General features: G+C 42.0%; 15 protein-coding genes and 1 pseudogene. 12 read left to right on the top strand and 4 right to left on the bottom strand.

The features are described from left to right. The first annotated feature begins 4 nt into the window (after positions 1 to 4). The gene (locus OSJ91_RS24410) at positions 5 to 1,921 is read left to right on the top strand and encodes a vWA domain-containing protein (RefSeq protein WP_485890614.1); all 1,917 of its coding nucleotides are present in this window, start codon (positions 5 to 7) and stop codon (positions 1,919 to 1,921) included. Positions 1,922 to 2,143: 222 nt separating this feature from the next. Then, entirely contained in the window at positions 2,144 to 2,839 is a 696-nt protein-coding gene (locus tag OSJ91_RS24405; protein WP_350302962.1) for a hypothetical protein, read from the top strand. Between the two features lie 51 nt (positions 2,840 to 2,890). Here the strand turns inward: OSJ91_RS24405 and OSJ91_RS24400 are convergent, their stop codons facing one another. Next, entirely contained in the window at positions 2,891 to 3,010 is a 120-nt protein-coding gene (locus OSJ91_RS24400) for a DUF4023 family protein (RefSeq protein WP_048686276.1), read from the bottom strand. Between the two features lie 274 nt (positions 3,011 to 3,284). On the opposite strand from OSJ91_RS24400, the gene OSJ91_RS24395 reads away from it, so the two are divergent. The 6 genes and pseudogenes from OSJ91_RS24395 to eutC all read left to right on the top strand — a co-directional run. Further along, on the top strand, positions 3,285 to 4,661 hold the full coding sequence (locus OSJ91_RS24395) for a sensor histidine kinase (RefSeq protein WP_485890613.1): 1,377 nt from the start codon (positions 3,285 to 3,287) through the stop codon (positions 4,659 to 4,661). 9 nt (positions 4,662 to 4,670) lie between these two features. Then, on the top strand, positions 4,671 to 5,255 hold the full coding sequence (locus OSJ91_RS24390; protein WP_350300322.1) for an ANTAR domain-containing response regulator: 585 nt from the start codon (positions 4,671 to 4,673) through the stop codon (positions 5,253 to 5,255). A gap of 140 nt (positions 5,256 to 5,395) precedes the next feature. Continuing rightward, positions 5,396 to 6,667, top strand: a complete 1,272-nt coding sequence (gene eutH, locus OSJ91_RS24385; RefSeq protein WP_350300321.1) for an ethanolamine utilization protein EutH — start codon at positions 5,396 to 5,398, stop codon at positions 6,665 to 6,667. An 18-nt stretch (positions 6,668 to 6,685) separates the two neighbouring features. Then, complete coding sequence (locus OSJ91_RS24380) at positions 6,686 to 8,092, top strand: ethanolamine ammonia-lyase reactivating factor EutA (RefSeq protein ID WP_350300320.1); 1,407 nt, start codon at positions 6,686 to 6,688, stop codon at positions 8,090 to 8,092. Positions 8,093 to 8,112: 20 nt separating this feature from the next. Then, a complete protein-coding gene (locus OSJ91_RS24375; protein ID WP_485890612.1) occupies positions 8,113 to 9,477 on the top strand; it encodes an ethanolamine ammonia-lyase subunit EutB in 1,365 nt (454 codons plus the stop codon). Between the two features lie 32 nt (positions 9,478 to 9,509). Next, positions 9,510 to 10,235, top strand: a pseudogene (eutC, locus tag OSJ91_RS24370) (ethanolamine ammonia-lyase subunit EutC); the annotation flags it as partial. A 505-nt stretch (positions 10,236 to 10,740) separates the two neighbouring features. Here the strand turns inward: eutC and OSJ91_RS24365 are convergent. Then, a complete protein-coding gene (locus tag OSJ91_RS24365) occupies positions 10,741 to 11,466 on the bottom strand; it encodes a DUF4261 domain-containing protein (RefSeq protein WP_260359117.1) in 726 nt (241 codons plus the stop codon). A gap of 258 nt (positions 11,467 to 11,724) precedes the next feature. On the opposite strand from OSJ91_RS24365, the gene OSJ91_RS24360 reads away from it, so the two are divergent. Then, on the top strand, positions 11,725 to 12,441 hold the full coding sequence (locus OSJ91_RS24360) for a YebC/PmpR family DNA-binding transcriptional regulator (RefSeq protein WP_048686262.1): 717 nt from the start codon (positions 11,725 to 11,727) through the stop codon (positions 12,439 to 12,441). Positions 12,442 to 12,543: 102 nt separating this feature from the next. On the opposite strand, the gene OSJ91_RS24355 is transcribed toward OSJ91_RS24360, so the two are convergent. Next, positions 12,544 to 13,950: a polysaccharide deacetylase family protein gene (locus OSJ91_RS24355; RefSeq protein ID WP_350300317.1), complete on the bottom strand. Its 1,407-nt coding sequence runs from the start codon at positions 13,948 to 13,950 to the stop codon at positions 12,544 to 12,546. Positions 13,951 to 14,135: 185 nt separating this feature from the next. Here OSJ91_RS24355 and sigV point away from each other — a divergent pair, with 185 nt between their 5' ends. Together sigV and rsiV are read left to right on the top strand one after the other, a co-directional pair. Next, positions 14,136 to 14,651: an RNA polymerase sigma factor SigV gene (gene sigV / locus OSJ91_RS24350; protein WP_350300316.1), complete on the top strand. Its 516-nt coding sequence runs from the start codon at positions 14,136 to 14,138 to the stop codon at positions 14,649 to 14,651. After that, a complete protein-coding gene (gene rsiV, locus OSJ91_RS24345; RefSeq protein ID WP_350300315.1) occupies positions 14,636 to 15,505 on the top strand; it encodes an anti-sigma-V factor RsiV in 870 nt (289 codons plus the stop codon). The genes sigV and rsiV overlap by 16 nt, the downstream gene beginning before the upstream one ends. 86 nt (positions 15,506 to 15,591) lie before the next feature. Here the strand turns inward: rsiV and OSJ91_RS24340 are convergent, their stop codons facing one another. Next, positions 15,592 to 15,816, bottom strand: coding sequence for a hypothetical protein (locus OSJ91_RS24340; RefSeq protein WP_350300314.1), 225 nt, complete (start codon positions 15,814 to 15,816; stop codon positions 15,592 to 15,594). A gap of 324 nt (positions 15,817 to 16,140) precedes the next feature. On the opposite strand from OSJ91_RS24340, the gene OSJ91_RS24335 reads away from it, so the two are divergent. After that, entirely contained in the window at positions 16,141 to 17,634 is a 1,494-nt protein-coding gene (locus OSJ91_RS24335; protein WP_485890610.1) for a peptide MFS transporter, read from the top strand. Positions 17,635 to 18,608 lie beyond the last annotated feature (974 nt).

Raw genomic sequence — 18,608 nt, 5'->3', positions numbered from 1 at the left:
CCTCATGAAGTATATCAGGTTCAATGATTCAATAATAGATACGGCACTTTTTTTACAGCTTCAGGATCTTTCGACTGTTTTATCCGGCATTCCTGAGCTGGAATTCGAATACAATTATGGATCCTTCATTGATCTGATCGAGAATAAGGTCACTGCCAGCCATTTTTGGGAAAATGGCAATAAGGAAGTGAAGGAAGCGGGGCTGAAAACGGACGTGCTTCTTCGAACGATAGGCACGCTGCATCATACCACAATCCGGAGCATGAAGGAGTACCAGGACAGCATCGGGGAAAGTTCACTTCCGAAGTTTGCAGCCCAATTATTCGCTTTGCTGGAAGATTTGCGATTGGAAGAATTGGTGAAGAAAGAAAGACCAGGCACGAAAAAATGGTTTTCGGTAAGGGGGGCTTACCTTAAACAATATTTCGAAAGCCAATTGGCGACGAATGTCACAAGAAGTTTTGCACTGGATGAATTATACTGCCTCATATATTTACTGCTTCAATCTGACAGGCCGGATCCGATTTTTCCAAGAGCCAATGTAAGGCAGCTTGAAGAACTGGAGAAACTCAAACCGTTCATCCATTCCGTCTTTGAAGCCACTAAAACCAGTGATATCACGAGGATTTGCGAGCAAATCGTTTTCCGTGTCAACGATGGATACGAGGATACGATGAATGAGTATTTCATCTTCCCCATTGCAAAGGTGGAAAAGTATAAGGCAAATACCTTATTTGATGAACTGACTAGAAATGATGAACTGTTGAACGATGATACAGAAGAGGCAGACGAAGAAAAAAGTGAGTTCATTGATGAGAAATTCTCGACTTGGCACCGGGAGAATAAGAACGGCGAGAGCAATTCGACATTTCTTCAATTTGAATTGGAGCAGGGAACGAAAACAAGTATGATGGGCGGCGGTGCCCGGGAAGCGGAAGATGCCGACCAAGCACTGGCTTCGATCCAGGGTTCATCAGGGGAAAGTCAACAAAAGGAATACAATCAGCAGGAAACGCTGGAGAAGAAACAAACCAATATGGGCAAAAGTGGTGAACATCCATTTGGTGAAGAAAATAAAGACGTCGTTCAGGTAATCAAGGAAGCAAAAATTCCAACAATAACGGAAGAGAGACGCTACCGTGAGTTTGTTGCGGATATCGAACCGTTTAAGAGAAAACTCTCCAGTACAATTGAAAAAACACTGGAAAATAAAAAGAACGCACCAAGAAAAGATTTGGTTTTTGGCCGTTTATCTAAAAAATTACTGCCGCTTGTATTTGAAGAGAATCCTCGGGTTTTTTATAAAAAGAACCAGGATTCAAATGAAATGGATGCCGTATTCACATTGCTTATCGATTGCTCGGCTTCCATGCATAACAAGATGGATGAAACGAAACGAGGAGTGGTCCTGTTTCATGAAGTACTGAAGAAATTAAAGATCCCCCACTCGATCGTGGGATTTTGGGAAGATGCAAATGAAGTGAGAGAAGGATATCAGCCAAACTACTTCCATGTGATCCAATCCCATTCCGATTCTCTTTATCTAAACTCAGGAGCTAAAATCATGCAGCTTGAACCTGAGGAAGACAACCGGGACGGATACAGTATCAGGGTTGCCGCAATGGAATTGGAAAAAAGACGCGAAAAAAACCGTTTCTTGCTCGTATTTTCCGATGGTGAGCCGGCAGCTGCCGATTATGATCAAAATGGCATTGTCGATACACATCTTGCTGTTTCGGAAGCCAGGAAAAAAGGCATAGAAGTCATCGGCCTGTTTTTAGCCGATGGAGGCATCGATGAAAGTGAAGAAATGACGATGAAAAACATCTATGGAAAAGAACGCCTAATGATTCCAAGCGTAGCTGAATTGCCAGAGCAATTTACACCGTTATTAAAAAAGCTGCTGCTGAAGACCATTTGAGAAATCAAGTTTCCCGCGAAAAGCAAGATTAGAACGGAAAAAGGTATCCTGATTAGAATAAAGAATAAAACACAGTAAGATTCAATGAGATCTTACTGTGTTTTTTGTTTTAATGCCAGTTATTTGCATTAAGTGAATATATTGGTGGAGACATGAAAAACAACGAATGCGATTTCTTTTGGCGTATTAGGGTAAACCATAAATGAGGAAGTGATCGTTTTGATGAATTTACTTTTTATGTTGCTTTATCTTATAATCATTATTCTTGTTATTGAAATATCGGTCACCTTGATGAAATTGACTGGATTAAAAAGTACAGTGGCAAGATTTCAGGTTATCTCCATGCTGACGGGTACTGGTTTTACAACTGACGAGTCAAAATCGATTATTGATCATCCCGTTCGAAGGAAAATAAGCATGTTCTTGATTTTATTTGGTGCTTTCTCACTTGCTGTCATCATTTCATCGATTAGTACATTGCTTACAGATGATCTCCGCTTGATGGAGTTAAGCATCATTATAGGGATACTGGTGGTCCTGGTGGTTTTAGTGAAAGCTCCATTCCTGAATAATAGATTATCGAATAAGATGAAAAGTGAAATGTACAATCATTATGAATTATGGGAACACCCGATAGAGGAGGTCCTATTTTTAGAAGAGGAAGACGTCGTCATGGAGATCGATATTTATGAGGATTCCGAATTCATCGATGTCAAAGCATTTGATGTCATTTCAGATGGAGCCGACATCAATATTTTATTTATTGAAAGCGGAGAAGTGAAGATCAGGAAAGAGTTATATGAGTATAAAATTAAATTAGGGGATAACCTCTTTTTATATGGAAATAAAAAAGAGATAGAAGAAACATTTTCTAAAGAAATCGAAGAGATGAAGAAGAAAAAAAGTGCATCGGAGTAAAGGGATCCCAGCCTGAAATTTAAGGCTGGGATATTTTAAAGAAGGGCTTCATTAATGTTTTTTATTCGGTAATTTCTGAGCGGGATTCCCATTGCCTTGACGGCGCATATTGCCTTCTTCCTTTTTTTGCTGCTCTTGAATGCTTTCAACAAACTCCTTTGAACTTTTCATGGAATGTACCTCCTCCGTTATTTTCTTTTTTACTATAACCAGAAGAGGTGGAATTCATGAGTATGCAAAAAGTAACGGTGGTCATATATGGACTTAAAATGGTAACTTTGCTCTACAAGTGAGTTGATAAGAATGTGGATCAATCGTTTTAAATATCGTTATCTATGTTAGAATACATTACATTAGAATATTTTGAATATTGACAAAAATAGGGTCGGTATCTATAATAATCAATAATAATATCCATGAATAAACGTTTATTGGGGTTTTGCCTATGGAACGGACAATGACTGTCCGAGATTTATGTGAATTGCATACTCATTTACTGGACAGTGATATTCAAATTCTTGAAAACCTATCAACGAATTTATCATTGATAGCTAATTTGAATAAAGCGAATGTGTTTATTGATTGTCCGGTGCGTGAAGGGAAGCATGCCATTGTCGTGGCAGAGGCATGCGGACATTCCGTGAAATCGGTTTATGATCATCCGGTTGTCGGGAAATTTGCCTATAAGGCTTTTGAACCGGCCGTATTTTATGTATTGCGCACCGGAAAGGACATGTTCGTGAATCGGGCATTGACTCAAGAGGGGGCAATGGTCCAGCAAAGTGTCGTTCCAATCAAGGGGGAATGCGATCGGGTCATCGCCGTTTTAATCATGGAAAAGGTGATTCATGAAGAACCTGAAACGTCAAATCAGTTTGATAGGCAAGATCAACAAAATTCCTTGGTTCCTGAATTTATCGAGGAGTCCATTTTCCTGATTAATAATCAAAATCGACTTGTCTATACGAATCCTTCTGCCATTAATTTAGTATCGGAAATATGCATGAAGGAATGTGTCTTAGGTGAATCGATTTTCGAATATTTTCCTGACTTTGCCGATGTTCTTGCTTCAAAAGAGGACATTTTAATGAAGGAAATGAACATTGGTAAAAAGATTTTCCAAATAAAGAAATTCCATTTGGGCAACAAGAATTCCAATGAAACGTTCATCATCATCCGTGACCTGACTGAACTGCGGGATAAAGAGAGAGAGCTGATCAGCAAATCAGTAGCCATTCGTGAAATTCATCATAGGGTGAAGAATAATTTGCAGACAGTGGCCAGTTTACTTCGGCTGCAAATGAGGATAGGGGCCCCTGAAGAAATCAAGCCCCATTTATTGGTCAGTCTGAACCGGGTGTTAAGCATCTCGTCGGTTTACGAAATCATTTTGGCAAGCAGTCATGTCGACCATGTGGATCTGCTGGAGCTTATTAGGAAAATAGGCGATATGATTGTTCATACGGAGGATCATACCCGTCAAAGCCTAAGCATCGAATATAGTGGTGGTGAGTTTCATTCCATTGATTCCGACATTGGCATATCTGTCGCGCTGGTGGTGAATGAGCTCATCCATAATTGTGTGAAGCATGCTTTCAAGGAAGGGTCGGAAGGGAAGATTACCGTATGCTTTCATAAGGATGGTCCTGAATTGGAAATTCAAGTAAGAGATGATGGCATTGGGTATTCACCTGCAATGAAACCCTCTTTGGGGCTGGATATCATCCGTATGACGGTGGAAAACGATTTGGATGGGGAGTTTTTGATTCATCGGATTAAAGAAGGTACCCTGGCTTCTGTAAGATTTCCATACAAGAGGTAGGTGGGAGAAGTGGTCAAGAGGATTTTGGTCGTGGAGGATGAATCGATTGTTCTGCTTGATATAACGATCATGCTCAAGGATGCAGGCTTCGATGTGGTTGGACATGCCCGTAATGGCGAGAAGGCAATTGAAATGGCACATGCACTACAGCCGGATCTCGTTTTGATGGATATTAAAATGCCTAAAATGAATGGGCTTAAGGCTAGCGATGTGATATCCAATACCTTTCAGATTCCGGTCCTGCTTTTAACTGCATTCAGCCAGCGTGAATATATCGACGAGGCGAAGCGCGCGAATATCGTCGGATATCTTGTTAAGCCAATTACGGAGGCGAATTTGATTCCGGCAGTGGAGATAGCATTGCTGCAAGCTGCCAATACAAAGAAGTATCAGGAACGAAATGCTCAATTAGATGAAACGCTCACAAATCGTAAAGTCATTGAAAAGGCAAAAGGTATTATCATGAAAAGGAAGAATGTAACAGAAGAAATCGCTTACAATAAGCTGAGAAGGCTTAGTATGGATAAGCAGCTTTCCATGGAGACGGTGGCACGTCGAATCATTGCAAATGATCAAAAACAAGTAAATAGATGAAGCAATGGCGCTTTGATGGACCAAATTGGTTGTAGGCTTTTCTGCCGAAAAACCTAAGTTTGGGCTATAAGAGGCGTCTTTTTTATACCCTTTTTTAAAGTCGATAGGCCAAATCAAATCGGAATTCAGGGGGAATATGTATGGAGATGGTAGGTAAAATCGTTATTTACATCATTATGGTGTGTGCTGTTGTCGGTGCTATTGCATCGATTAAAGACAGTGAGCAAGGCTTGGGGAAACAGTTCATGGAAGGTTTGCATACCGTTGGCCATATATTTATTCCGGCAGCTGGAATCATGGCCTCGATCCCTTATTTATCATGGTTCATCAATACAGTATGCGGCCCGGTTTTCGCTGCGATCGGTGCAGATCCAGCCCTCGCCGCAACAACGATTTTGGCGACGGATATGGGGGGTTACCAATTAGCGGCCGAGCTGAAGGAATCATATGAAGGCTGGATCATGGCGATGATTGTCGGCTTTATGTCTGGGGCAACGATTGTATTCTCGATTCCAATGGGGCTTGCGATGCTGGAGAAACGTGATCATAAATACATGGCACTTGGTGTCATGTCAGGAATCCTGACGATTCCGATTGGCGCTTTTATCTCAAGCGTGCTGGTGGTGGCAACGAATTCGAAAATCCGTGAAGTGATTTCCACAAATGCGGATTCTACATACGAATTCGCGTTGAGCTATTTGAAAATTGCCCTGAATCTTTCTCCTCTTCTTATTTTTGTAGTCTTGCTCGCTTTAGGTCTTTATTTCCTGCCGGATTTGATGATCAAAGGTTTCATGTGGTTTGGAAAAATATTGGATGCCGCAATTAAACTTGTACTCGTGTTTTCAATCGTGGAAATTTTTACCGGACTGTTTTCCAATGTATTTGGTGCTTGGGGTTTCCATCCGATCATGGCTGATAAGGCAGACCAGTTCCGTGCCCTGGAAACGGCGGGGTATATCGGGATAATGCTGGCAGGTGCATTTCCAATGATTTACCTGATTCAAAAATATGCAGGCAAGCCATTGGAAGCGATGGGCGGGAAAATTGGGTTGAGCAAAGCTGGGAGTGCAGGGATATTAGCCACGGTAGCAAATATATTAGCAATGTTCAAGCTTGTTAAAGAAATGCCGCCGAAGGATAAGGTCATAAACATTTCCTTCGCTGTGTGTGCGGCCTTCCTATTAGGCGATCATTTATCATTCACAGCCAACTTTCAGCCCTCTTTAATATTACCGATCATTGTCGGAAAGCTATCTGCCGGAGCGATTGGAATCGGTCTTGCTTACTGGCTGTCCGTTCCGAAAGCTTTGGAATTAGAAGAAAAGGATCGTGCAGCAGGAGTTATCGGCATAAATGAATATAAAACGAAAAACGAGGAAGAAAACAGCAATGAAATCCAAGTGGTATAAAACTGGGGTGTGATTTTAATGAATGAAAAGGTGGAACGAATCATCAGTGCAGGAATTGATATTGGCACCAGTACGACGAAACTTGTTATCAGCGAGCTTTCGCTTAGGAATGTGGCGGGTGGCGGACAGGTGCCAAAAATCGAAATTACCGATAAGGAAATTCTGTATCGAAGTCCCATTTTCAGGACCCCGCTTTTATCCGAGACGGTAATTGATATACCTGCTGTTCAAAGAATGGTGGAAAGTGAATACCAAAAAGCAGGAATCACGATCGAAAGCATACAAACAGGGGCTGTCATCATCACTGGGGAAACGGCAACCAAACAAAATGCAGAAGAAATGGTATACCGGTTATCTAAAGCGGCGGGAGAATTCCTTGTAGCGGCAGCCGGTCCGGATTTGGAGGGAATCATTGCCGCCAAGGGATCTGGCGCCTATCAACATTCCATCAAGACAAGAAAGACTGTAGCGAACATAGACATTGGCGGGGGAACGGCGAATATCGCCGTATACCGTTCTGGCATGCTTTGCGGAACTTGCACACTGCATATAGGAGGCCGTTTGGTGGAGTGGGAGGGAGCAAAGGTGAAGGTTGCTCCTTCAATAGGGAAATGGCTGAAATCAAAGGGGTATTCTCCTTTGAATGGTGATGGGGCAATCATCGCAAATGAAATGACTAGGGTGCTATCGAGGTTTTTGGCTGGTTCATTCACAAAAGAAGATGAACTTCTATTAGTGGGGAGGGAGCCATCTTGGACAGGACGAATCGATGTGTTGATGTTCTCGGGCGGTGTCAGTGATTGCATCTATCATGAAGAACGGGAGGACAAAAGCTTCCGGGATATCGGCATGATGCTTGCGGCCTATATTAAGGGAAATGAAGAACTGGCTGCCTGGGAGTGGGAACAGCCCGTTGAAACGGTTCGGGCGACTGTACTTGGAGCAGGCGCACATACAACCGAAATCAGCGGAGCAACCATCGAGGTGAATGATTCTCATCTGCCAGTTCGTAATATCCCAGTCTATCGGGTCGATTTTCATGGCGTGCTTGAGGATGTAACAGCGAAAATGGCACAAGCTGTTAAGGATGCGATCACAATATACGACGCCTTGCAGGAGGGGCTGAATTTTGCTTTTTATTTAACGAATTTACCTTATCAATCATTTCGGGACATTCACCGGCTCGCAGTCGCTTTTACCGAGGCACTGAAGCAAAAACCGAATTGGCGGCAGCCTCTGATCATTGTCATGGATAGTGATTATGGGAAGGCACTTGGTCAAACCATTCTAGCGAACCAACCGGATCTGCCGGTCATCTGCATTGATCAGACAGAAGTCGAACATGGTGATTATTTGGATATAGGAAGGCTGCTGCGGACAGGGGTCGTCCCGGTTGTAGTAAAAACGCTAACCTTTCACAGTTAGGAAAAGGAGGATTATACGAAATGAAATTATCCACTCAATACTTTGGGGAAATCCATCAATTCAAATCGTTGAAAGAAGTCCTGGCCAAAGCGAATGAAGAGAAATCAGGAGATAGGCTTGCGGGAATTGCAGCAGATTCTGTCCAAGAACGGATTGCGGCGAAAGCGGTGCTTAGCGAATTGACTTTGGCGGACATTAGGAACTATCCCTTGCTCTCCCCGGAAGAGGATGAGGTTTCGCGGATCATAGATGGTCTCATCAATGGAACCATCTATCAATCTGTGAAGAATTGGAGCGTTGCCGAGCTGCGTGAATATATTTTGAGTGACGAAACGACCGGGGAAGATTTAATGCGATTAAGCAGGGGATTGAATAGTGAGATGATTGCTGCGGCAGCCAAGTTAATGTCGAACCTCGACCTTATTCATGCAGCCAATAAAATCGAAGTGCTCACCAAGAATAATAGCACGATCGGATACAAAGGAACGCTTGCTTCGCGCCTTCAGCCTAACCACCCGACTGACAATGTGGATGGCATGCTGGCATCTTTAAAAGAAGGCCTCTCCTATGGAATCGGGGATGCACTCATTGGAATCAACCCTGTCGATGATTCGGTTGAAAGCGTAAAGCGGCTGCTTCATGCGACACAGGATGTCATCCAGAAGTGGAACATCCCGACCCAAAATTGTGTGCTTGCGCATGTGACCACACAAATGAAGGCCGTACAGCAGGGGGCGCCTGCTGATATGATCTTTCAAAGCATAGCCGGAACGGAAACGGCCAATCGCTCTTTTGGAATTAACGTACAATTGCTCGAAGAAGCTAATGAGATCGCCAAGGCCTATGGGACCGGCACAGGCCCGCAGCATCTTTATTTTGAAACGGGGCAAGGCTCCGAGTTATCGGCTGAAGCGCATTTCGGAATCGATCAGGTGACGCTCGAAGCCAGGAACTATGGATTTGCCCGCTATTTTGATCCGTACATTGTCAATACGGTCGTCGGATTCATTGGTCCTGAATATCTATATAACAGCAAGCAGGTCATCCGAGCCGGGTTAGAAGATCATTTCATGGGAAAAATGCATGGACTGCCGATGGGTGTGGATATTTGCTATACGAATCATATGAAGGCGGATCAAAATGATATCGAGGATTTGGGTGTACTTTTAACGGCGGCTGGTGTGAATTTCATCATCGCAACTCCGATGGGGGATGACTGCATGTTAAACTATCAGTCTTTGAGTTACCACGATATAGCGACTTTGAGGCAAACGATGGATAAGCGGCCTGCCCCATTATATGAAGCTTGGCTGGAGAAGATGGAGATTATGGAGAACGGAAAATTAACGAAGCGTGCTGGTGATCCAACTATATTTAACCATTAGGAGTGGATGATATGGGAATGAATAATAAGGAAGATTTGGATGCCTTGATAGCGAAAACCCCTGCGCGGATAGGTGTAGGCAGGTCAGGGACCCGGCCGAAAACGGATTCTTGGCTGAAATTCCGTTTTGACCATGCGGCGGCCGTCGATGCTGTATATGGTGAAGTCAGTGATATTCTTTTGAAGCGCTTGAATTTATTCAAGGTGAAAACGAAGGCAGATGATAAGGAAGTCTATTTACGGCGTCCGGATTATGGCAGGAAGCTTTCGGATGAAGCAAAGCGGGCGATAGAGGCCAAATGCATAAAGGCCCCAACAGTTCAAATCATCATTTCCGATGGCTTAAGTGCCAAGGCGATCGAAGAAAATGCGGAGGACGTCTATTTATCTTTCAAACAATCTTTGGTGGTGGCAGGTCTGGATACGGGTACACCTTTTTATATTGAAAAGGGACGGGTTGCCGTGATGGATGATATCGGTGAAATCCTTGGACCTGAGGTCATTGTCCTGCTGATCGGTGAACGGCCTGGTCTGGTAAGTGCTGAATCATTGAGCGCTTACATTTGCTATAAACCACGTTTGGGCACCATTGAAGCGGAGAGGATGGTCATTTCAAACATTCATAAAGGAGGGATTCCCCCGGTTGAAGCTGGGGCACATCTTGGCACGGTCATTCAAAAGATCCTCAAATACCAAGCGAGCGGCATGTCCCTCGTAAAAAAGGAACATGAAGAAGAAAAGCGTGAAAAACTCGGTTGAACAAACATTGTATAAAAATGGAGGTTTGGAGCAGTTTCATTCCAAACCATGATTAAGACTAGGTTATACTTTATGGTTTTGAACGTTGATTTCCACTTCAGGCACTCGCTTTCCGCGGGCGGTCCGGGAGCCTCCTCGGCGCTCTTTGCGCCTGTGGGGTCTCCCTTAGACGCGCTTTCCCCGCAGGAGTCTCGTACCTTCTATTCCAATCAACTGGATTGATTTTTTTAGAAAAACTGTAGTCTGTTCTCATCCCAAAGCATGATTTTATAACCCTTAATGTTTTTTACTGTAATCCCTTATTGGATTGAAGAAATTTGCGACACTCCTGCCGATTAACTGGCTAGCCGAGACCCTACAGACGCTTGCTTTGATGCGGCTTGACAGACAGTCGGCGGAAAGGGAGCGGATTTCTGAAATCAGCTGGTACGTTTTTAAATAAAAAACTGCAGGCAAACTCGATTTATTCGAATTTGCCTGCAGTCTGGGGGAGCGAATCGCTCCTCTATTTACTTGTCCCTAAATTCCATAATCCAAACGGGTTGTAGAAGGGATGGTCTTCTTCATATCTAAAGTCCTGAAGGCCAGTCAATATAAAGTCGGGTGCATCTTGCTGAATGCTAAAGGTTTCGCCATTCTTAAAGAGAGGACGTTCACCTACATGGTAATAATTAAATGTGTTAAGCAGAGCAGCCGCCTCTTTCGGACTCATTGTGTTAAGTGTCACGGCATCCGGAAGACCAAAGGCTTTCATTCCGAATGAACAATAATAGTCTTCCTCTCCGATGATCGTGACAAAATGGGCATATACCGAGAGAATATCCGGGCTATGATGAAGATGCTGCCAATCTTCCTTTGAATGGGCAATTCCAGCCGTTTCTATCTTCACTGCCATTCCGCCTGCCCTTAGGATCGCTGCCCCGGCATCGATCAAATCGATAACAGTTCCGGTATCGGATACATCGGCTATTATATAAACGGTAAAGGTATGGTCATTGATTTCCTCTAATGCATTCTCTGAAAAGGCGTCTTTACTGGCGTAGGAAAAGCTCTCCTTTAAGGTGGGTTCATAATCATGGATCTCCGCCTGAAAAGTAATGTTTTTATCACTGTTATGAAAAACATTCCCGGCTAACAGATACCCTTCGCTTTGGGAAGCGACCGTTTGAATCAATTCTGTCCGGTCCTTCCATTTACCGGGTATCCCGATGATGATTTGGTTGTCCTTCATGGATCATCTCTCCTTTCCGATCACTTCATACTATACCACTGCTGATGTTTTCCATAGTATTTCAAAAAAAATAGTGCCAAGCACCGATAAATGCCAGTGAGGGATGTGCAGGACTTTTTCAAAATTATACAATTGATGTATAATATAATCTAGTAAACGTATAGCCTATCTTCGTAGGAATTCCCCTTAGGGTTTTCTCATAGGGCCGTATCTTAATAATCTATTCGTATATATCAATGATGAAAGAGAGTGTTTATAATGGGTCGTAAGTGGAATAACATTAAAGAAAAAAAAGCGTCAAAAGATGCTAATACTAGTCGGATTTATGCTAAGTTCGGACGGGAAATATATGTAGTGGCAAAACAAGGTGAACCAGATCCAGAATCCAATCAGGCATTAAGGGTCGTGCTTGAGCGTGCGAAAACGTACAATGTTCCAAGAGCGATCATTGACCGTGCGATTGAAAAAGCCAAAGGCGGTTCTGAAGAAAACTATGACGAACTTCGTTATGAAGGGTTCGGTCCAAATGGTTCAATGGTCATCGTGGATGCATTGACAAACAACGTGAACCGGACGGCATCTGATGTACGTGCCGCATTTGGGAAAAATGGCGGGAATATGGGTGTCAGCGGATCTGTTGCTTATATGTTCGATGCAACGGCAGTCATCGGGATTGAAGGTAAAACGGCTGATGATGTTCTTGAACTGTTAATGGAAGCGGATGTTGATGTACGTGACATCATTGAAGAAGAAGAAAGTGTCATCGTTTATGCCGAACCTGAACAATTCCATGCTGTACAACAAGCATTCAAGGATGCAGGAATCAGCGATTTTACAGTGGCCGAGCTGACGATGCTTGCACAAAATGACCTAACCCTACCAGAAGATGCACAAGCACAATTCGAAAAAATGATTGATGCACTGGAAGATTTGGAAGATGTTCAACAAGTTTATCATAATGTAGATCTTGGTTAGTGAAATGACAAGCAGACCTTTGCTATATGATCAAAGGCCTGCTTATTTTATTTGAAAGGAAAGAGCCTGTTCCGAATCACGAAACAGGCTCTTTCCTTTTGATTATTCACTTATGGTGATTCCGGAAAGTTCACGGTCCTTCTTTACCTTTTCCAATTCCGAAATTGTGACCAGTTGATAACCTTGGTCATGCAGTTGTTTGATGATTTTTCCTGCAGCCTGGGCGCTAGTTTGATAGATATCATGCATTAATATGATTCTGCCATCCTTGGCTTTGCTCATCACCTTGTTTACGATTTTCTTTTCATCGCGTTCTTTCCAATCTTCTGGATCGACATCCCAAAGTGAGACTTTCATATCCTCCATGTATTCCCTCACATTATTGTTAATCGCTCCATATGGGGGACGGACGAGATTTGGCTCAGTACCTGTTGCTTTTTCTACAGCGTCTTGGGTCTTTTCGATTTGATCTTCGATTTTGTTCTTGCTTAAGCGCGTCAGCTGCGGATGATCCCATGAATGGTTGCCGATCTCATTTCCTTGCTGCAGCATTTTTTGCAGAACTTCCGGATAGTGCTGTACGCGGCTTCCAAGTACGAAAAACGTCGCGTGTCCATCATATTTTTTCAGGTCTTCCAGAATGGACATGGTATGACTTGGATGCGGCCCGTCATCGAACGTCAAGGCAATGACCTTTTTTGAAGGGTCGATCCATTCATTTTGCACGGGCAGTTTGGCGACGATATGTTTCGGCTGCCATTCCTTTACACGATCCTCATTCAAATCTTGACTTTGATATGAATCTAGCAAACTATCTTTAAAAAGATCCTTCTTGATGGCTATTGTATGAGTCTTAGTTGAATCATCAGTCTTAACGTAGAATACAAGCGTATTTTTCAAGACTGAAAAAGAATTGAAGTTGGCTGCCTTCAGTTTGTTTTCCTTTTTAATGAGACTGTTTGAAATGCCTTCTTCTTCCTTCTGCGTTAACTCTTCAAAAACAATATCGGATAAAACGGATAAATAATCAGTATCCGTGGCAAAGATGTCTTCTATGGAGAGCTTTTGCTGAGATGGAATATCATAAGTGAAGATCTGGGTTCCAGACTGCTTCTTTCCTTCCACTTGCTCATATTTATCGAAGGAAATCGTAATGGTCTGTTTACTGAAATGGAGGATCGTATAGGTGAGGTTAAGCTCGGAAGCTTTTCCGTCGGATGCTTTCCATTTCTTTTCATAATCCTTAATTTCTTTCTTTATGTAGGCTTCTAGCTGTTTGTCGATCTTTTCTAAATGCAGAACGGGCCTGCTGGCTGAATACCCGCCTTTCGTATTATCTTTCACATACGTTTGAATATCGGCTTCTGGGTAATTTTTATCAGTTGTATAGGCCGAAACGGTTCTCTTCTTATCAAAAGCAAGGCTTTTAATGGCTAACCCCATCGTTCCCACAGCAGCTGTTAGACAAAATAGAAAAATAAAGACTTTTTTATAATTTAATTTCCTCATGATGCACTCCACCTCGATAATCATTCTACTATATAGACGCGCCAAAAGCCTTAAAAGTTTGTAAAAAATTTCATTTTTTTATATTAATATATTTCCTTGCTCATTTTCAAACTTTTATGGCTGCACCAACGTCTATTCTTTGTACCTAGGATACGTAATTTAAATGTAAGGAGCTCTATCATGCAATGAAAAATCCAGATATGAATCAATTAATCGCGGCCCGGATAACCGAACGGCAAGAGAATTTGTACAGACTTGCTTTTTACTATGTCAAAAACCAAGAGGATGCCCTTGATATCGTGCAGGAATCAATAAGGAAAGCGCTAGCCTCCAGCAGCAAAATCAAAGACGCTGCATCTATAGATAGTTGGTTATATAAGATCATCGTCAGAACGGCACTGGATGTTTTGCGGAAGAAAAAGAAACTGACCGTCGCCGATGACGAAACAATAGAATACTTACGCAGCGGTGAGGAGGATCACTATCCTGACCTGGATTTGCAAAAGGCCCTGGAAGGACTTTCAGTCAAGTACAAAACGGTAGTCGTCCTCCGTTTCTTTGAGGACCTGAAGTTGGACGAGATAGCGGAAGTGCTGGAAGAGAACGTAAGCACGATCAAAACAAGATTATATAAAGCGCTGCAACTATTGCGGATCAACATGACTGAACAGGAGGAAACGAAAAAATGGAAAAAAAATTAAAAGATCTGCGGGAAGAATATCTTAAAATACCGATACCAAAGGAATTGAATGATGTCGTTCAAGCAGCCTTGAATGAAAAGCCAAGGAAGAGGCCGAGGGTTGGCAGGAATATCCTCGTGTCAGCGGCAGCGGCGCTTCTGATTGTGACAGCTTCCGTAAACATCAGCCCGGCAGCGGCGAAAGCCATGAGTGATATTCCGATAGTCGAGAAGGTCATCAAAGTGATTACCTTCGTCGAATGGAAAGAAGAAGCGAATAATTCCTCGGCAATAATCAAAACGCCTGCTATATCCGGTTTGGAGAATAAAAAGCTCGAAAATAGCTTGAATGATAAATATTTAACGGAAAGTAAGCAGCTTTATAAGGAATTTACGGAATCCATGGAAAAACTGAAGGAAGGTGAAAAGGGCAATATCTCGGTGGAAAGCGGATATGTGATATTGACGGATAATGAAACGATATTATCCGTACAGCGTTATACGGATACGATTCAGGCCTCCAGTTCCACGGAAAGTCAATTCGATACAGTCGACAAGAAAAACGAAGTGCTTTTAACGCTAAATAGCTTATTTAAAGATGATCGCTATCTTCAGGTGATCAGCGAGAACATCAAGGAACAGATGAAGCGGCAGATGGCTGAAGATCCGGAAAAGGTATATTGGGTCGAAGATGATGATCTTACTGCTTTTAAAGGCATCAATGAAAACCAAAACTTTTATATAAACGAAGATGGCAAGCTAGTCATCGCGTTTAACAGCTATGAAGCTGCACCGGGATATATGGGGGCCGTCGAGTTCATCATCCCGACAAAGGTGCTGTCAGACCTTCTTGTTGGCGATCAATATATCCATTAAAACGGCCCTATTGTAATTCTTATGACGGGCGGAAGGTTTTTAAAACGGCACAATATCCATTAAAAAAGACGAACAACGTTACTTGATTACAGTAACCTTGGTTCGTCTCTTTTTTGTTCGAATTTCATCTGATCCAGTTCCAGCCTCAATTTTTCCGTCTCCATAAGGAAGTTTTCATGTTTAAGTTTTTCAAGCTCCAATTCAACTTGTAGCATCTTGTGTTTGGTTTTTGACTGTTTTTCGAAATGGCTTGTCAGTATGGCGATTATAGGGATGGAAAAAATCATCACGACGGTTATGATCCCGAACATTATGGTGCCTCCTCGTTTTTATATCTATTATATGGTGAATATAACGATTGTGGTGGGATTTTTCAAAATATGCCATTTCCGATTCTCATTAATAAGTGCATGGCAACCAAAGTAATACCATTATTGAAGTTAGGGCAATATATCATTGATGACAACTCCCTATTAGACTATATAGAATGTCTTTTACTTGGAAACGTGAAATTTTGCTTGCATGGTGGAAAGTCACTTCTATTTATTTTGAAATTAATTATTTAAATATACTAAATATTTGTTTACAACAGAGAAAATAAAAGTTATTATACAATAATAAAAGGAGGGCTAGGTATGGCAACGATAAATAAACAGAAAATTGTGGATAGTGTACCTCAAAAAGGTTTTTTTGGAAACCCTAAAGGACTATTCACCCTTTTCTTTACTGAGTTCTGGGAGCGTTTCTCCTATTATGGCATGAAGGCCATTCTTGTTTACTATATGTATTACGAAGTATCTAAAGGGGGACTAGGTCTTGATGAACCCACAGCCCTTGCCCTTGTATCCATATACGGATCTTTAGTATATATGTCCGGTATAATTGGCGGATGGCTCGCCGATAGGATTTTCGGGACTTCAAAAGCCGTATTTTACGGTGGTATCTTGATCATGCTCGGGCATATTGTCCTTGCTGTACCAGGCAGTCTCTCCATGTTCTTTGTTTCCATGGTACTCATTGTTCTGGGTACTGGTCTATTAAAACCGAACGTTTCCAGCATTGTCGGTGAAATTTACGCGGAAAATGACGATCGCAGGGATTCCGGTTTCAGCATATTCTATATGGGTATCAACATGGGTGCATTCCTTTCACCGTTTGTTGTCGGTACAGTCGGAATGAAATACAGCTTCCACCTTGGTTTTGGACTTGCGGCAATTGGTATGTTAATTGGGCTCATCGTCTTTGTTGCAACAAAGAAAAAGAACCTGGGCCTGGCGGGAACTCTTCCTGCTAACCCACTATCACAGAATGAAAAGAAAAAAGTATTCACTAAATTGGGGATAGCAGCACTGATCATCGCTGCCATCATCGGCATCACGGCTTCTGCAGGCATCTTAACGATTAAAACCTTCATTAATCTTGTAGGAATCCTAGGGATCGTAATTCCGACCCTTTATTTCATTTTCATGTATCGCAGCCCTAAAACAACTTCTGTTGAACGTTCCCGATTGATTGCCTATATTCCTTTGTTTATAGCAGCCGTCATGTTCTGGGCGATTCAAGAGCAAGGTGCAACAATATTGGCAAGCTATGCAGACAAACGGACACAGTTGAATTTTGCTGGAATCGAAATAAACCCGTCTTGGTTCCAATCATTGAATCCTTTGTTCATCATTACCCTTGCACCAGTATTCGCCTGGTTATGGATTAAACTAGGAAAGCGTCAGCCGACCATTCCTCAAAAATTTTCAATAGGTTTACTGTTCGCCGGTTTATCATTCCTGGTAATCCTGCTTCCTGCTTATTTTGGTGGATCCGACGCATTAGTCAATCCGCTATGGCTTGTACTTAGCTATTTCCTTGTAGTGCTTGGAGAACTTTGTTTATCTCCTGTTGGACTTTCAGCGACTACAAAATTGGCTCCGGCCGCATTCTCGGCACAAACGATGAGCCTGTGGTTCCTGGCAAGTGCAGCAGCACAAGCACTGAACGCACAAATCGTAAGATTCTACACACCTCAAACCGAAATGGCTTATTTTGGAGTGATCGGTATTGCTTCAATGGTCCTTGGACTTGTCCTGATGGCCTTATCACCAAAGATTCAAGGCTACATGAAAGGCATTCGCTAACACTTAGCCAGCAGTAGAAGAAAGATGACCTCTGAATAAAAGGGGTCATCTTTTTTTTATTATTATCATTTTTGCTTCCCCTAGCTTCATCTGAATGTGGAATCCTATTCCATTGTCTTGAAATTTGATCGATTTAATTTGAGTTTGTGATTCAAACCTTTATCTTTTAACTTCTTTTTAATAGGATCCACAGTGAACACTAAGACAAAAAACAAAACAATCTTGGGAATGGGCCCGATATCCATGATAAAAAAAATACAATATCCTAAAATGAAATAAATCGAAAATAGAATACCTAAGTACAATCTATTTTTCATTTAAACCCTCCTCATTCCTTAATAAAATAAATATCTAGCTATGGAACGAGCTGAGTATCCATCCCAATTCCGTTTAACGCAATGGTCTTGCTTCGCTTTTTTTCCAGCTGCAGCGGTATTATTCCATTTAGAAGTTGAAATACCTAGTCCTATTGCGAAAAACACCCATACCTGTACCTATATACTTATTAAACCAACCAACAGCAAGAGTTAATCCATTAACTTTGTTAGAAAATGAAGACATTTGAGCAGCTGCTTTTTTTACTTTAACAGCTGACAATGTCTTTACAGTAGTACAATCATAAGTAATTCGCCAGATTTGTATACATATCCAGCCGCTTGAACATTTTGTACAATCATACTGAAAAATAAAGAAATACTCTAAAGAATAATTAATGCAGGGTTTACGAACATCTTATACCTTTTTGATTTTTTTGCCATTATCATTACCTCCTAACTAAATATCTTGTGAATTCATAATAAACTATGTTTCAACTTGATAAATTCCAAAAGTGATCAGTTGGTTTTCAGAAATGATACGGTTCTGCTGAATTTGTAACAAAGTTTTCTTAAGAGGAACAGATCGAAGGTTTGCTAATATTGGTTCACCAAAGGTTACCCCCATTTAACGATTACGATTTGATGAAGACCAATCTG

It is taken from the genome of Bacillus sp. T-10(2022) (assembly GCF_056502895.1).
This window is presented reverse-complemented; position numbering and strand designations above follow the sequence as displayed.

What these genes read in the sequence shown, in the direction of transcription:
- OSJ91_RS24340 (WP_350300314.1), bottom strand. Translation starts at nt 15,816, where the DNA reads ATGTTCGGGATCATAACCGTCGTGATGATTTTTTCCATCCCTATAATC.
- sigV (WP_350300316.1), top strand. Translation starts at nt 14,136, where the DNA reads ATGAAAAATCCAGATATGAATCAATTAATCGCGGCCCGGATAACCGAA.
- eutH (WP_350300321.1), top strand. Translation starts at nt 5,396, where the DNA reads ATGGAGATGGTAGGTAAAATCGTTATTTACATCATTATGGTGTGTGCT.
- rsiV (WP_350300315.1), top strand. Translation starts at nt 14,636, where the DNA reads ATGGAAAAAAAATTAAAAGATCTGCGGGAAGAATATCTTAAAATACCG.
- OSJ91_RS24360 (WP_048686262.1), top strand. Translation starts at nt 11,725, where the DNA reads ATGGGTCGTAAGTGGAATAACATTAAAGAAAAAAAAGCGTCAAAAGAT.
- OSJ91_RS24405 (WP_350302962.1), top strand. Translation starts at nt 2,144, where the DNA reads ATGAATTTACTTTTTATGTTGCTTTATCTTATAATCATTATTCTTGTT.
- OSJ91_RS24395 (WP_485890613.1), top strand. Translation starts at nt 3,285, where the DNA reads ATGGAACGGACAATGACTGTCCGAGATTTATGTGAATTGCATACTCAT.
- OSJ91_RS24355 (WP_350300317.1), bottom strand. Translation starts at nt 13,950, where the DNA reads ATGAGGAAATTAAATTATAAAAAAGTCTTTATTTTTCTATTTTGTCTA.
- OSJ91_RS24410 (WP_485890614.1), top strand. Translation starts at nt 5, where the DNA reads ATGAAGTATATCAGGTTCAATGATTCAATAATAGATACGGCACTTTTT.
- OSJ91_RS24380 (WP_350300320.1), top strand. Translation starts at nt 6,686, where the DNA reads ATGAATGAAAAGGTGGAACGAATCATCAGTGCAGGAATTGATATTGGC.
- OSJ91_RS24400 (WP_048686276.1), bottom strand. Translation starts at nt 3,010, where the DNA reads ATGAAAAGTTCAAAGGAGTTTGTTGAAAGCATTCAAGAGCAGCAAAAA.
- OSJ91_RS24335 (WP_485890610.1), top strand. Translation starts at nt 16,141, where the DNA reads ATGGCAACGATAAATAAACAGAAAATTGTGGATAGTGTACCTCAAAAA.
- OSJ91_RS24365 (WP_260359117.1), bottom strand. Translation starts at nt 11,466, where the DNA reads ATGAAGGACAACCAAATCATCATCGGGATACCCGGTAAATGGAAGGAC.
- OSJ91_RS24375 (WP_485890612.1), top strand. Translation starts at nt 8,113, where the DNA reads ATGAAATTATCCACTCAATACTTTGGGGAAATCCATCAATTCAAATCG.